Origin of the sequence: Streptomyces sp. NBC_00344 (genome assembly GCF_036088315.1) — a bacterium.
Lineage (GTDB): Bacteria > Actinomycetota > Actinomycetes > Streptomycetales > Streptomycetaceae > Streptomyces.
This window is the reverse complement of sequence record NZ_CP107996.1, coordinates 3,503,319-3,515,768: the sequence shown is the minus strand read 5'-3', so window position 1 is coordinate 3,515,768 and position 12,450 is coordinate 3,503,319. Positions and strand designations below refer to the sequence as shown.

The 12,450-nt window shown below is 67.6% G+C and carries 13 protein-coding genes and 1 pseudogene; 9 read left to right on the top strand and 5 right to left on the bottom strand.

Annotation, left to right across the window (positions count from 1 at the left end; all coding sequences use genetic code 11):
* Window positions 1-39: 39 nt before the first annotated feature.
* Window positions 40-1,815 carry a phosphomethylpyrimidine synthase ThiC gene (gene thiC, locus OHS16_RS15825; protein WP_328537857.1) on the bottom strand — a complete coding sequence of 592 codons (1,776 nt, stop codon included), beginning with the start codon at window positions 1,813-1,815 and terminating at the stop codon, window positions 40-42.
* 181 nt (window positions 1,816-1,996) lie between these two features.
* Between thiC and OHS16_RS15820 the strand changes: the two genes are divergently transcribed.
* Window positions 1,997-3,325, top strand: a complete 1,329-nt coding sequence (locus tag OHS16_RS15820; RefSeq protein WP_443042767.1) for a YibE/F family protein — start codon at window positions 1,997-1,999, stop codon at window positions 3,323-3,325.
* 16 nt (window positions 3,326-3,341) lie between these two features.
* Here the strand turns inward: OHS16_RS15820 and OHS16_RS15815 are convergent, their stop codons facing one another.
* The 3 genes from OHS16_RS15815 to OHS16_RS15805 form a co-directional block, all read right to left on the bottom strand.
* The gene (locus tag OHS16_RS15815; protein ID WP_328537855.1) at window positions 3,342-3,776 is read right to left on the bottom strand and encodes an SsgA family sporulation/cell division regulator; all 435 of its coding nucleotides are present in this window, start codon (window positions 3,774-3,776) and stop codon (window positions 3,342-3,344) included.
* Between the two features lie 949 nt (window positions 3,777-4,725).
* Complete coding sequence (locus OHS16_RS15810; protein WP_328540857.1) at window positions 4,726-4,938, bottom strand: DUF5326 family protein; 213 nt, start codon at window positions 4,936-4,938, stop codon at window positions 4,726-4,728.
* A 188-nt stretch (window positions 4,939-5,126) separates the two neighbouring features.
* Window positions 5,127-5,444 carry a cupin domain-containing protein gene (locus OHS16_RS15805; protein ID WP_328537854.1) on the bottom strand — a complete coding sequence of 106 codons (318 nt, stop codon included), beginning with the start codon at window positions 5,442-5,444 and terminating at the stop codon, window positions 5,127-5,129.
* 51 nt (window positions 5,445-5,495) lie between these two features.
* Here OHS16_RS15805 and OHS16_RS15800 point away from each other — a divergent pair, with 51 nt between their 5' ends.
* The 4 genes from OHS16_RS15800 to OHS16_RS15785 all read left to right on the top strand — a co-directional run bounded on the left by OHS16_RS15800 (window position 5,496) and on the right by OHS16_RS15785 (window position 8,665).
* Window positions 5,496-5,873 (top strand): phage holin family protein, encoded by a 378-nt coding sequence (locus tag OHS16_RS15800; RefSeq protein ID WP_328537853.1) that lies wholly within the window; start codon window positions 5,496-5,498, stop codon window positions 5,871-5,873.
* A 7-nt stretch (window positions 5,874-5,880) separates the two neighbouring features.
* The gene (locus tag OHS16_RS15795; protein ID WP_328537852.1) at window positions 5,881-7,023 is read left to right on the top strand and encodes a cystathionine gamma-lyase; all 1,143 of its coding nucleotides are present in this window, start codon (window positions 5,881-5,883) and stop codon (window positions 7,021-7,023) included.
* Window positions 7,024-7,225: 202 nt separating this feature from the next.
* A complete protein-coding gene (locus tag OHS16_RS15790) occupies window positions 7,226-8,122 on the top strand; it encodes a LysR family transcriptional regulator (protein ID WP_328537851.1) in 897 nt (298 codons plus the stop codon).
* Between the two features lie 60 nt (window positions 8,123-8,182).
* Complete coding sequence (locus tag OHS16_RS15785; protein WP_328537850.1) at window positions 8,183-8,665, top strand: NUDIX hydrolase; 483 nt, start codon at window positions 8,183-8,185, stop codon at window positions 8,663-8,665.
* Between the two features lie 45 nt (window positions 8,666-8,710).
* Here OHS16_RS15785 and OHS16_RS15780 read toward each other — a convergent pair whose 3' ends face one another.
* Window positions 8,711-9,346 carry an HAD family hydrolase gene (locus tag OHS16_RS15780; protein ID WP_328537849.1) on the bottom strand — a complete coding sequence of 212 codons (636 nt, stop codon included), beginning with the start codon at window positions 9,344-9,346 and terminating at the stop codon, window positions 8,711-8,713.
* A 230-nt stretch (window positions 9,347-9,576) separates the two neighbouring features.
* Here OHS16_RS15780 and OHS16_RS15775 point away from each other — a divergent pair, with 230 nt between their 5' ends.
* The 4 genes and pseudogenes from OHS16_RS15775 to OHS16_RS15760 all read left to right on the top strand — a co-directional run bounded on the left by OHS16_RS15775 (window position 9,577) and on the right by OHS16_RS15760 (window position 12,415).
* Entirely contained in the window at window positions 9,577-10,449 is an 873-nt protein-coding gene (locus tag OHS16_RS15775) for a GNAT family N-acetyltransferase (RefSeq protein WP_328537848.1), read from the top strand.
* A 48-nt stretch (window positions 10,450-10,497) separates the two neighbouring features.
* A pseudogene (locus OHS16_RS15770) lies at window positions 10,498-10,696 on the top strand (MarR family transcriptional regulator); the annotation flags it as partial.
* Window positions 10,697-10,744: 48 nt separating this feature from the next.
* Window positions 10,745-11,197, top strand: coding sequence for a GNAT family N-acetyltransferase (locus OHS16_RS15765; protein ID WP_328537847.1), 453 nt, complete (start codon window positions 10,745-10,747; stop codon window positions 11,195-11,197).
* 51 nt (window positions 11,198-11,248) lie between these two features.
* Entirely contained in the window at window positions 11,249-12,415 is a 1,167-nt protein-coding gene (locus tag OHS16_RS15760) for a winged helix DNA-binding domain-containing protein (RefSeq protein ID WP_328537846.1), read from the top strand.
* Window positions 12,416-12,450: the final 35 nt, after the last annotated feature.

Genomic DNA, 12,450 nt, shown 5'->3' with positions numbered 1-12,450 from the left:
GGGTTCCGCCGTCGGGCGTGGTACGCCCGGTGGGCTCTCCTAGTCGGCGATGGGCAGGTAGACGCGGTTGCCGCTCGCCGCGAACTCCCGGGACTTCTCCGCCATTCCCGACTCGATCGCCTCCTGGCTTCCGCCGTGTTCACGGCGAATGTCCTGGGAGATCTTCATCGAGCAGAACTTCGGACCGCACATGGAGCAGAAATGTGCGGTCTTAGCCGGTTCGGCAGGCAGCGTCTCGTCGTGGAACTCCCTTGCAGTGTCCGGGTCGAGGGCCAGATTGAACTGATCCTCCCAGCGGAACTCAAAACGCGCGTCCGACAGCGCGTCGTCCCACTCCTGCGCACCGGGGTGCCCCTTGGCCAGATCCGCCGCATGGGCAGCGATCTTGTAGGTGATGACACCGGTCTTCACATCGTCACGGTTGGGCAGGCCGAGGTGCTCCTTGGGGGTGACGTAGCAGAGCATTGCCGTGCCCCACCAGGCGATCATCGCCGCCCCGATGCCGGAGGTGATGTGGTCGTAGGCCGGCGCCACATCGGTGGTGAGCGGACCCAGTGTGTAGAACGGGGCCTCTTCGCAGATCTCCTGCTGGAGGTCGATGTTCTCCTTGATCTTGTGCATCGGGACGTGGCCGGGGCCCTCGATCATGGTCTGTACATCATGCCGCTTGGCGATCGTGTTGAGCTCCCCGAGCGTGCGCAGCTCCGCGAACTGGGCCTCGTCGTTGGCATCCGCGATCGACCCGGGCCGCAGTCCGTCACCGAGGGAGTACGTCACGTCGTAGGAGGCGAGGATGTCGGAGAGCTCCTCGAAGTTCTCGTAGAGGAACGACTCCCTGTGGTGCGCCAGACACCAGGCGGCCATGATCGATCCGCCGCGCGAGACGATGCCGGTCTTGCGGCGGGCGGTCATCGGGACGTACGCCAGCCGCACCCCGGCATGCACCGTCATGTAGTCGACACCCTGCTCGGCCTGCTCGATCACGGTGTCCTTGTAGATCTCCCAGGTCAGCTCCTCGGCCCGGCCGTCGACCTTTTCCAGCGCCTGGTAGAGCGGAACAGTGCCGATCGGAACGGGGGAGTTGCGCAGTACCCACTCGCGGGTGGTGTGGATATTGCGTCCGGTGGACAGGTCCATGACCGTGTCGGCGCCCCATTTGGTCGCCCAGGTCATTTTGTCCACCTCCTCCTCGATCGACGAAGTGACCGCAGAGTTTCCGATGTTGGCGTTGACCTTCACCAGGAACCGCTTGCCGATGATCATGGGTTCGATCTCGGGATGGTTCACGTTGGCCGGAAGAACGGCCCGGCCCGCGGCGATCTCCTCCCGGACGACCTCGGGAGAGACGTTCTCGCGGATCGCGACGTACTCCATCTCCGGGGTCGTCTCCCCGCGCTTGGCGTATGCGAGCTGGCTCACCGCCCGCCCTTCGCGTCCGCGCCGGGGCTGGCGCGGGCGACCGGGGAAAACGGCATCCAGATTGCGCAGCCCCCCGCGCGGCGAGGTGTGCTTGAGCCCGTCGTCCTCGGGGCGGACGGGACGGCCCGCATACTCCTCGGTGTCGCCGCGGCCGACGATCCAGCTCTCGCGCAGCGGGGCGAGACCGCGCCGTACATCGGTCTCGACGGTGGGGTCGGTGTACGGGCCTGACGTGTCGTACAGCGTCACGTCCTGCCCGTTGGTGAGGTGCACTTGCCGAACCGGAACTCTGAGGTCGGCGCGCGAGCCCGCCGGGCCCGCGACATACCCCTTGTGCCAGCCGGGCTTGCGTTCGGTGCTGTCGATGGCAGACGTGTGTGCATCCACTGTGGTCATAAGACCTACTCCCTACGCCGGCATTACCCGGTAACAGGTTCGGCGGTCGGCGCAGCTACAGCGTGTGCTGGTCAGCGCCCTCTCAGCCCGGTGCTCCGAGCTCCCGCGTGTGCAAAGGTGCCCCCACGCTAGCGCCCATCCGGGCGCGCTGAACAGAGGGCCCCACCGTTCTTGCCATGATCTGGCGGTGACCTCGTCCCGTACTGAGCAGCCTCACGCACCCGGCCATGCCCATGGCCATTCCCACAGCCATGGGCCGGCGGCACCGGTGTCGAGGCATCTGCACAAGATCATCGCGGCCGTGCTGATTCCCTTCTCCGCAGCGGTGATCGCCGGTCTCGTGGTGCTCTGGCCCGGCGGGGCACCCCCGCACGCACGCACCGGTGTGGGCTTCGACCGGCAGACGCAGCAGGGCACGGTGGTGGACGTCACCGCGGTGGACTGCAAGGACGTGCACGGCAGCCAGTCCCAGGCGGCCGGCGGTTCCACCACCGCCGGAAGGCCGGGCAAGGAGTCGGGCGAGTGCAGAAGGGCAAGGGTCGAGGTGCAGAGCGGCAAGGACAGGGGCCGTGTCTTCACCGAGCTCGTCCAGCCCGACGCACCACGGCAGTTGCACCGGGGACAGGGTGTGGTGGTGGCCTACGCCCCCGACGCACCGCGCGATCTGCAGTACTCGGTCTCCGATGTGGACCGGACGTTCCCGATGGCCCTGCTGGCCGGGATCTTCGCCCTGGTGGTGGTCGTCGTGGGCAGGATGCGCGGAGTGATGGCGCTGATCGCGCTGGTTGTCAGTTTCGCCGTACTGACACTGTTCATCCTCCCCGCCATCCTGCACGGTTCGAATCCGCTGATCGTGGCGGTGGTGGGAGCCGGCGCGATCATGCTGATCGCGCTCTACACCTGCCATGGGCTGACCGCCCGAACCTCGGTCGCCGTCATCGGAACGCTGATCTCACTGCTGTTGATCGGGCTGCTCGGTTCACTGTTCATCGGCTGGGCGAGCCTTTCCGGCAACACCGACGACAGCACCGGCCTCATCCACGGTCTGTATCCGCACCTGGATATGAGCGGGCTGCTGCTGGCCAGCGTCATCATCGGTTCGCTCGGCGTGCTCGACGATGTGACGGTCACCCAGACCTCGGCCGTCTGGGAGTTGCACCAGGCGGATCCCGGCATGAAGGCACGAGAGCTCTACCGGGCGGCCATCCGGATCGGCCGTGACCACATCGCGTCCGTGGTGAACACGCTCGTCCTGGCATACGCGGGTGCCGCGCTTCCCCTGCTGCTCTTGTTCTCCATCGCGCAGAGCGGTGTGGGTGCGGTGGCCAACGCCGAGCTGGTGGCACAGGAGATCGTACGGACCCTGGTCGGCTCGATCGGCCTGGTCGCGTCGGTGCCGGTGACCACGGCGCTCGCCGCACTGGTGGTGGCAGCCGACCGACCGGGCGCGGGCGAACCGTTGCCCGCCCGCCGCGGCAGGACCGGCAGCGGCCGTCGCCGAAAGCGGTGACTCCCCGGGACTCCTCCTACCCGGCGTTCTCCTCGGCCAGGATCCGGCCGAGCGCGTCATCGAGGCTTCCGTCGAAGTCGCCCAGGCTGCACTCCTCTCCCAGGGGGACGAGCTTGTCGGTGCGGTCGAGGAAGGCGATCAACGGAGCGCTGCCGGCCCGGAACAGCGCGCAGTCGACGCCGACCTGAAGCCGGATGTGGGTGTCGCAGAGACCGGACGGCTCGCTGGGTGAGATGTGCACATCGCCTTCACCGGTCGGGGCGTTGATGCCGTCGAGAAGCAACTCACGACTGAACGTCCAGGTCACCGGGGCGTCTCCGGGCAGATGGAAAGTCATCCGGATCGCAAAGGGATCCGTCACGTCGTAGCGGAGTTCCACCGGGATACGGAAGGACAGCTCCTCGGAGACGAGAAAGCTCATCATGACCTCTGCCTGGACCAATTCGCGCATGTCCCTACCCCGCAGTAGACGCCGTGTTGGATCACGAGATGGCCGGGACTGCTCCCCCGAACCCTCTTGACGCAATCGTGCTGTAAGCGGTAGCGGATAACAAGGAGTGAGATTTCAGTTACTGATAGAGAACACTAAGGAATGAAGCAAGGCTGCGACCTCGGACCGTAACTGTTCGACTACCGTCCGCAACTGTTCTTTCCGGTCCACCAGTCTGGAAATGGCCACGCGGGCAGCGCCCGGACCGACCGCGGTCGCGATGGTGGCGCAGTACCGGGGAGGTACTCCTGGTGTTCCGGAGGGGTTCCAGCATCGGTTGCCCACACTCCGCCGCGGCAGGACGCCGCAGCAGGACGCCCCGGTCACACACCGGATAAAGGGTCGGCGGGCGGGCCGGACGGCGGTCCGGATGATCTTTACGGGAAGCCTCGTCGAGTCCACCCGACAGCACGGCCGGCGCATGAGCATGACCGTTTCCCGGAAGTCCGCCGGCTCCTCGGCGGCGGTCGCCGCCCGGGTGCCGGCAGCCGCTATGCGTTCGATCTCACCCCCGCGACAGAACGCGAAACCAGACCGCGGCGCCGACCCGGTCCGGCCGGCAAATCAATGATTCCGCCAGCGTGGCGCGATGGCCGGGGACGGATCCGCCGGAGGCCGGCCGCTCAGCAGCGGAGCCGACCAGGAGCACGCCCGCCTCTCTGCGCGGGCACGGGGCAGCGGGCACCCACGGCGGCAGCGCGTGCTCAGCTGACGCAGCCAGAGGGAAGCGGATGTCCTCTTGCTCGCGCCGGGTGACCGGCCGGCGTTACGCCGGGATGGGCGCTCGCTGCGTGCAGCAGACCGAGCGCCCTCTGCACCGAGCCGGTCAGCGCCGGAACAGTGGACCGAGGCTTCGCGGGCCGGCCCGGTACGTCCCCTCAGCCGGGCAGGCGGCCGCCGGGAAGTACGATCACCAGTCGCTCCGCGAGGACGACGAAGAAGTGAACTTCCGCACGACGTAGATGAGTCCGCCCACGATGGCGACAAAGACCAGCAGCTTGAAGAGCAGACCGATCACGAATCCGACCACCGTCGCAATGAGCCCGCCGAACACCACCAGCGCGACAACGGGCACCGCGACCCACTTCACCCACCACGGCATTCCCGCGAAGATCTCCCGCACCGCCATCGCCGTTACCTCTTCCTGGATCCGTATGGTCCTGCTTCGGCCCCTCCGGCTGCTCCGGATGTCCTGCTCCCGATGCTACGGGCGCGGAGAGCGCCGGTGGGGGCCCGCATCCCTTGAACTCCCCTGACCCGTCCCCTACGGGACCAGGGAGCCGCAGTCGGGGATCCGGGGCATCACGGACGTCAGCTCTCGGGCGGAGAGAAGACCACGAGCACGCGCAGATCCTCCGAGATGTGGTGGAACTTATGGGGCACTCCGGCCGGCACGTACACCACGCCACCTCGTGCGACCTCGGTCGTCTCGGTCCCTACGGTGATCGAAGCGCGGCCGCTGACGACGAAATAGACCTCGTCCTGACCGTGCGGCTGCTGGCGGTCGCTCTCCCCGGCGTCCAGCGCGTAGAGACCGACCGACATGTTCCGTTCGCGCAGGAACTGCAGATACGCGCCGTCGTTGGCAGCGCGCTCCGCCTCCAGTTCATCCAGCCGGAATGATTTCATCGCCTGTCAGCCCCTGCACTCGTCCCGATCACGTCTGCCACGATCAGACACATGAAGAATTTCGTAGTCAAGACGGTCGCCAACGCGGCGGCCCTGTTCGTGGCCATCTGGCTGCTCCAGGACATCACCCTGGGTGGCGACTCCACTGCTCGCAAGACCATTACCCTGATCATTGTCGCGATCGTCTTCGGCCTGGTGAACTTCGTCGTCAAGCCGATCGTGAAGGTGATCTCCTTCCCGCTGTTCATTCTCACTTTGGGCCTGATCACCCTGGTGATCAACGCCTTGATGCTGCTGCTCACCTCCTGGCTGGCAGGCAAGCTCGATCTCTCCTTCCATGTCGACGGCTTCTGGACCGCGGTACTCGGCGGCCTGATCATCTCGATCGTCTCGTGGGCGCTGAATGTCGTCCTGCCCGAAGATGACTGAGGGCCGCATGAGCACCGATCGTTCCCCGGGGCCCGGAGACGGCACACGGGCAGTGCGCGCCGGGCTGCCGGAACCGGTGAAGTACGAACCGACCCTGCCAGGACCGGTCTTCGCGGCCCACTACCACCTGCCGGGCGAGCCCACGGGGCCGTACACCTACGGCCGTGACACCAACCCCACCTGGACACTTCTCGAGGACGCTGTCAGCGAACTGGAGTCTCCCCGAGCGCCGGCCGACACGGTCACGTTCGCCTCGGGAATGGCCGCCGTCTCAGCGGTGCTGCTCTCCCAGACCCGGGCAGGTGACGCGGTTGTCCTCCCCGACGACGGCTACCAGGCTCTTCCGCTGGTCCGTGAACAACTGGAGGCGTACGGCGTCGAGGTGCGCACCGCGCCGACCCGCGGCGACGCACAGCTCGATGTGCTCAAGGGCGCTCGGCTGCTGTGGCTCGAAACCCCGTCCAACCCGGGGCTCGATGTCTGCGATGTGCGCCGGCTGGTGGCGGCCGCACACGCCGACGGCGCACTGGTCGCCGTCGACAACACCCTGGCGACGCCGCTCGGACAGCGGCCTCTGGAACTCGGAGCCGACTTCGCGGTGGCCAGCGGAACCAAGGGGCTCACCGGCCACGGCGACATTCTGCTCGGCTATGTGACCTGCCGGAATGCGGAACTCGCCGCGCGGGTGAGGACGTGGCGCAAGGTCGTCGGAGCGATCCCAGGGCCGATGGAGGCCTGGCTGGCACACCGTTCGCTCGCCACCATCCAGTTGCGGGGCGACCGGCAGTCCGCGAATGCCCTCGCAGTCGCCGGGGCTTTGAGCGGCAGGCCGGGGATCTCCGGTCTGCGCCATCCCGGGCTGCCGGGCGACCCCGCACACCGGATCGCGGCGAGCCAGATGCGCCGCTTCGGCTGCGTGGTCTCCTTCACTCTGCCCGACCGTGACGCCGCCGAGCGCTTCCTCGATACGCTCCGACTGGTTGACGACGCGACCAGCTTCGGCGGCGTACGCTCCACTGCGGAACGGCGCGGACGCTGGGGCGGGGACAACGTACCGGAGGGCTTCATCCGATTCTCGGCCGGCTGCGAGGACACCGAGGACCTGGTGCGCGATGTGCTGAGAGCGCTGGAAGTGGCCGTACCGCAGTAAACCCACTACGCACAACGGACGGTCCGAGCCTCCCCCCTCATGGCTCGGACCGTCTCGGTTCCACGCGCGGAGAACCGACAAAACAAGGCTAGTTGACTCTGCGTCAGTGTCCAATCACAGTAGCGACAGAGACCTATCGACATATTTATAGTTGGGCACAGCCGAAGGCGTCTTCGCATCAGTCAGGACGGGAGGGCACGGCATGGATCTCGCCCTGCTGCGTACCTTCGTGGCGGTACACCGGGCCGGGTCGTTCACCCGTGCCGCCGCACTTCTCGGGCTGTCCCAGCCTGCGGTGACCAGCCAGATACGCACGTTGGAACGGCAGTTGGGCCGTCCTCTCTTTCTGCGCCAGGCCCGCGGTGTCACCCCGACCACCATCGGGGACGAACTCGCCCATCGCGCGGCACCACACCTGGACGCCCTGGTGGAGATCACCGAGAGCGGTCTCGATGAGGAGGCCGGCGCCCGCACTCTGCATCTGGCGGGGCCTCCGGAATTCACCGCTGTACGTGCGCTGCCCGCACTCACCGCCCTCCTCCCCCAGGGGGTTTCGCTGCGGGTCTCCTTCGGTACCGCGGAGGAGACTCTGGACGGCCTGGCAGCCGGGCACCACGATCTGGCCATCACCACGGCCCGGCCACGTGGTGGACTGCTCACCGCGACCGCACTCTGCGACGAGGAGCACGTCCTGGTCGCATCCCCGCGCTGGGCCGCCCGGATAGCGCCTGGGCTGCTGCGCCGGAAGGGCCCTGCCGTACTGCAGGAGCTGCCGGTGGTCGAGGTCCATGAGTCGCTCCCCCTGGTCTCGCGGTACTGGGCGGCCGTCTTCGACGCCCGTCCTGCCGCCATGGGTACCGTCGTCGCCCCCGATCTGCGGGCGGTGCAGCAGGCCGTGGTGGCAGGTGCAGGTCTCGCGGTACTGCCCCGGTATCTGTGCGAGGACGCGCTGGAACGGGGCGAGGTGGTGGCCCTGCTGGACCCTCCGGTCCCGCCGCTGCGTACCTATTTTCTGGCTGTGCGGAGCGGCACCCTCGCGCTCGCGCACATAGCCCGGGCGCAGGAGTGGCTGCTGCGAGCTGCGGCCGACTGGTCCTGAGCACGGGTCCGGCAGCGGACAGGGAGTTTCAGAGCGGGTTTTACGGGCCAATCTCCTTCCATGACCGAACGTCCAGTGGTCAAGCGCACCGCACGCGCCGTCCTGCTCGACGGCGACCATCTGATCCTCATCAAGCGGACCAAACCCGGCGTGGATCCCTACTGGCTCACTCCAGGCGGCGGCGTCGAGGACTACGACACCAGCGTCGTCGAGGCGCTTCACCGTGAGGTGGACGAGGAACTGGGCGCCAAGATCACCGATGTGGTCCCCTGCTTCGTGGACACCGTCGAGCACATCCCCGACAACGGCAGCGTGGCCGGCGTGAAGGTGCAGCACTTCTTCGTCTGCCGACTGGAGTCCATGGATCCTTCGCTGCGGCATGGGCCCGAGATCGATGAGCCCTGCGGGGAGTACGAGATCGTCCGGGTGCCCTTCAGCAGGGTCGGGATCGCAGCCGTTCACCTGGTGCCCCTGTCGTTGCGGCACTATCTCGACGGCAATATCGAGGGTGTACGCGCCCTGCACGCCCCCGACCTGGGGTGAGACCGGCAGCAGTCGCAGGCACCCCGGCGCGAACGGTGCCACTGCTCAGACTCCGTCGTCGCACACCAACCCGTAGGCCTCGCGCAGGTCCCCTCCCGTATACACGCGGGTGGCGAGACCGGCCAGAAGGTGGTCCGCGTTCACTGCCACCGAGAGAGGGACCGCCCCGAAGAGGTCTACGTCCGACATCGAATCACCGTAGGCAACGCAGTCGTCCCGCCCGACGCCGAACTCCGTACAGAGCTGATCCGCGACCCTCACCTTCGAAGCCGCGCTGAGGATGCCCGCCGGATCCACCGGCTTCGTGAACGGCACCTCAGGAAATCGTGACCCGTGGGCAGCGTGAGCACCCCAGCCGAGCAACCGCTCCACGAAGAACGACGGAGACAGGGAGATGACCGCGCAGTACTCACCGCGCTCACGGATGTCCCGCCAGACCTCCTGGATGCCGGTCAGCCACGGTGACGCCGCGAAGGCGGCCACGACGTGCTCCAGGGTGAGTCCCGACCACAGCGCATGCACCCGCACCGCGTACTGCGGCGGACCGATCACACCCGAGATGAGGTCGCGTTCCAGTAGGCCGATCTCCTCCAGCAGCCCCAACTGCCGTGAAATCTCCACCGTCGCGGCAGATCCGCGGATGAGCGTGCCGTCGAGGTCGAAGAGATGCAGCCGCGCCATGTACACCGAGGCTAGTACAGCCACTTGCTCCCGCTGCCAGACGCCCCCTCAAGGAGCCCGGCACCGCGTTTCACGTGAAACGTCCGGTGACCTCGTGCGCCGTTGTGACAGCCTGCGCCCTGACCGGGCATGACCGAAGGCGCTCCGACGCACGGCGAAGCAGTGCGAACCGGCAGCGGCATCCCGGAAAGCGGTGGACGGGACACAGGGACATCAGCAAGCCTGACGGCATGCCCTCACCGCTCGATGAGTTCCCCATTCGCCGGCTCACCATCGGCGATCTCCGTTTCTGCGCAGATCTCTCGGAGAACCGCGGCTGGCCGCGCGAGGAACACAAGTGGGGCCTGCTTCTCACAGCGGGAACGGGCTACGGAATCGATGATCCTGAGGGCAAGGGGCTGGCGACTGCCTGTGTGGTGACCTCCTATGGCGATACCCCCTCGGGCAGCCCGGGGCTCGCCGCCGTCGGTATGGTCCTGGTCGCCGAAAAATACGCACGCCAAGGCGTGGGCAGACGACTGATGCAGCACGTTCTCGCCGCGTTCGCGGGCACTCCGCTCACCCTGCATGCCACCCCGTGCGGGCAGCCGCTCTACGAACAACTCGGCTTTATCGCCAGCGGCAGGGCAGAGATGGTCAGTGGCCGGTTCCGGCCGCACGGCCAGGCGCCGAAAATCGCCACCCGGCCGGCCACCGCCTCGGACCTTCAGGAAATTCTGCGGCTGGACGGTGATGTGTTCGGCGAGGACCGCACTCGAATGATCACGCGCCTCCCCGCCTTCGCCGACCGATTCCGGGTCACGGAGGACGCGACGGGCATCACCGGGTACGCGGCGGCCTGGCCCAATATGGCCACCGATGTGGTGGGCCCGCTCATCGCCCGCGACACCGAGACCGCAAAGGCTCTGATCGCCTCGTTGGCAGCGGGCAGCGATCGGCCGCTGCGCACCGATATCGACGTGCGTCACCAGGAACTCCTCGAGTGGATCAAGGCCGCCGGGGCGGAAACGGTCGCTTTCAACACCGTGATGACCTACGGGATCCCCGCGTTGCCGGGCGACTGGACCCGCCGTTTCGCCCCGCTGACGGTTGCCGCTGGCTGATGAAGCAGGCCGCTGCTCCTGCCGGGGCGGGAGCAGCGCACCCCTTGGCTCGAGGACCGCGGACTACTCACCCGCCACCTCTGCAAGACCGAGCGGCGCGGCATCTGCACCGATGTCACCGAACCGGTTCCGCCCTTTCTGCGAGGCCGCCCCCGCAAAGACCGGCGTCCTGCGGGGAGCCACCGGCGAAGCCGCCCGGATTCCGGAACCGGCTCCCCTGGTACGAGCGGTCGGCGAACTCAAGGCCTCCGCCCGATCCCGCGGGGGTCCCGGGTGGAGACGTAATCTGCGGAACATGAGCGATCTGAAGATCCGTCCCGCGGCCGAGAGCGACATCCCAGCGATCGTGGCGCTGCTCGCCGACGACCCGCTCGGGGCCCGGCGCGAGAGCCCGGACGATCTGACCCCGTACACAGCGGCCCACCGGCGGATTGCCGCCGACCCTCAGCAGCACTTGGTCGTCGCCGACCGCGACGGGCAGATCGTCGGCACGCTTCAGCTCACCGTGATACCCGGACTCTCCCGCCGTGGCGCCACCAGGTCCATCATCGAGGGTGTACGTATCCACGCCGATGAGCGCGGCGGCGGCCTCGGAACACAGCTCATCGAATGGGCCGTCGCGGAATCCCGCAGTCAGGACTGCCAGTTGGTCCAGCTGACCTCCGACACGACTCGCACCGACGCCCATCGCTTCTACGAACGTCTCGGTTTCACCGCCACCCACCTGGGCTTCAAGCTCCAACTCTGACCTTCGCCCCGCCGGCGGATGACGGATTCAACCGAACGGATGGCCAGACCCATGCACCGAATCAGCAACGAGCAGCGCCGCATCCGCCTCGGCCGTCGCCACCGCCTGGCCCCTTCCGTGCGGGCCGCCACCCCTGTCGAGGCCGCCGACTCCGTGATCGCACTTCATGCCACGGACGCCGCAACGGTCTACCTCTCCGCCTGCGCACGGCTGGCCGACGCGAGCGTCGCCACCGTCGAACAAGCGCTGTACGAGGACATCGCCCTCGTCCGGCTGCTCTCCCTGCGCAACACTCTCTTCGCCGTGTCCGAAGGAATGGCCCCCTACGTCGACGCCTCCACAGCACGGGCCATCGCCGCCAAGGAACGCCGGACCTTCCTCAAACATCTGGCGGACGACGGCGGGAGTCTCGACGAGCGCTGGCTCGCAGAGACGGAAGCCGCTGTCCTCGAGGCGCTCACCACCCGGGGCGCTGCCACCGGCAGCGAACTCTCCGCCGCCGTGCCGGCACTGCGCAAAAAGATCACCGCCTTTCCCGGCAAGAAGTGGGAGGCGGAACAAGGAGTCACCAGCCGGGTCATCCGGCTGCTCGCCGCCGACGGTCTCATCCGTCGTGATCGCCCCCGCGGCTCCTGGACGTCGAGCCAGTTCCGTTGGACTGCCGCCAGCCCCTGGCCTGACATGCCGGTACCCGAGGCCAAGGCGGAACTGACACGTCGCTGGCTCCGCGCCTACGGCCCCGCCGCCGAGGCGGACCTCAAATGGTGGACGGGCTGGACCATCACGGACACGCGCAGAGCGCTGGCAACGGTCGGTGCGGAAGAGGTCCAGCTCGAGGACGGAGTGCGCGGGTTCGTCGCTCCCGGAGATACCGACCCCGAACCGCCCACCGAACCCTGGGCAGCCCTGCTGCCCGGGCTCGACCCCAGTGCCATGGGCTGGGCCGACCGCACCTTCCACCTGGACGCGAAGCACCGGTCAGCCCTCTTCGACCGGGCCGGCAACATCGGCCCCACGGTGTGGTGGAACGGCAAGATCGTCGGAGGCTGGGCACAACGCTCGAACGGAGAGGTCGTACGACGCCTGCTGACCGATCCAGGCCAGGAGGCGGTGGCGGCCATCGAGACCGAGGCCGCACGACTCTCAGGCTGGGTGGGGGAGGCACGCATCACCCCGCGGTTCCGGACGCCACTGGAACGCGAACTGACCGGCGGGTGACCCCCGGGAGAGTCAGACCATGCCCTCCCGGGCCA

Excerpts from the sequence above, each read along its gene's own strand:
- thiC (WP_328537857.1), bottom strand. The coding sequence starts at position 1,815 with ATGACCACAGTGGATGCACACACGTCTGCCATCGACAGCACCGAACGC.
- OHS16_RS15815 (WP_328537855.1), bottom strand. The coding sequence starts at position 3,776 with ATGCGCGAATTGGTCCAGGCAGAGGTCATGATGAGCTTTCTCGTCTCC.
- OHS16_RS15805 (WP_328537854.1), bottom strand. The coding sequence starts at position 5,444 with ATGAAATCATTCCGGCTGGATGAACTGGAGGCGGAGCGCGCTGCCAAC.
- OHS16_RS15800 (WP_328537853.1), top strand. The coding sequence starts at position 5,496 with ATGAAGAATTTCGTAGTCAAGACGGTCGCCAACGCGGCGGCCCTGTTC.
- OHS16_RS15795 (WP_328537852.1), top strand. The coding sequence starts at position 5,881 with ATGAGCACCGATCGTTCCCCGGGGCCCGGAGACGGCACACGGGCAGTG.
- OHS16_RS15790 (WP_328537851.1), top strand. The coding sequence starts at position 7,226 with ATGGATCTCGCCCTGCTGCGTACCTTCGTGGCGGTACACCGGGCCGGG.
- OHS16_RS15785 (WP_328537850.1), top strand. The coding sequence starts at position 8,183 with ATGACCGAACGTCCAGTGGTCAAGCGCACCGCACGCGCCGTCCTGCTC.
- OHS16_RS15780 (WP_328537849.1), bottom strand. The coding sequence starts at position 9,346 with ATGGCGCGGCTGCATCTCTTCGACCTCGACGGCACGCTCATCCGCGGA.
- OHS16_RS15775 (WP_328537848.1), top strand. The coding sequence starts at position 9,577 with ATGCCCTCACCGCTCGATGAGTTCCCCATTCGCCGGCTCACCATCGGC.
- OHS16_RS15765 (WP_328537847.1), top strand. The coding sequence starts at position 10,745 with ATGAGCGATCTGAAGATCCGTCCCGCGGCCGAGAGCGACATCCCAGCG.
- OHS16_RS15760 (WP_328537846.1), top strand. The coding sequence starts at position 11,249 with ATGCACCGAATCAGCAACGAGCAGCGCCGCATCCGCCTCGGCCGTCGC.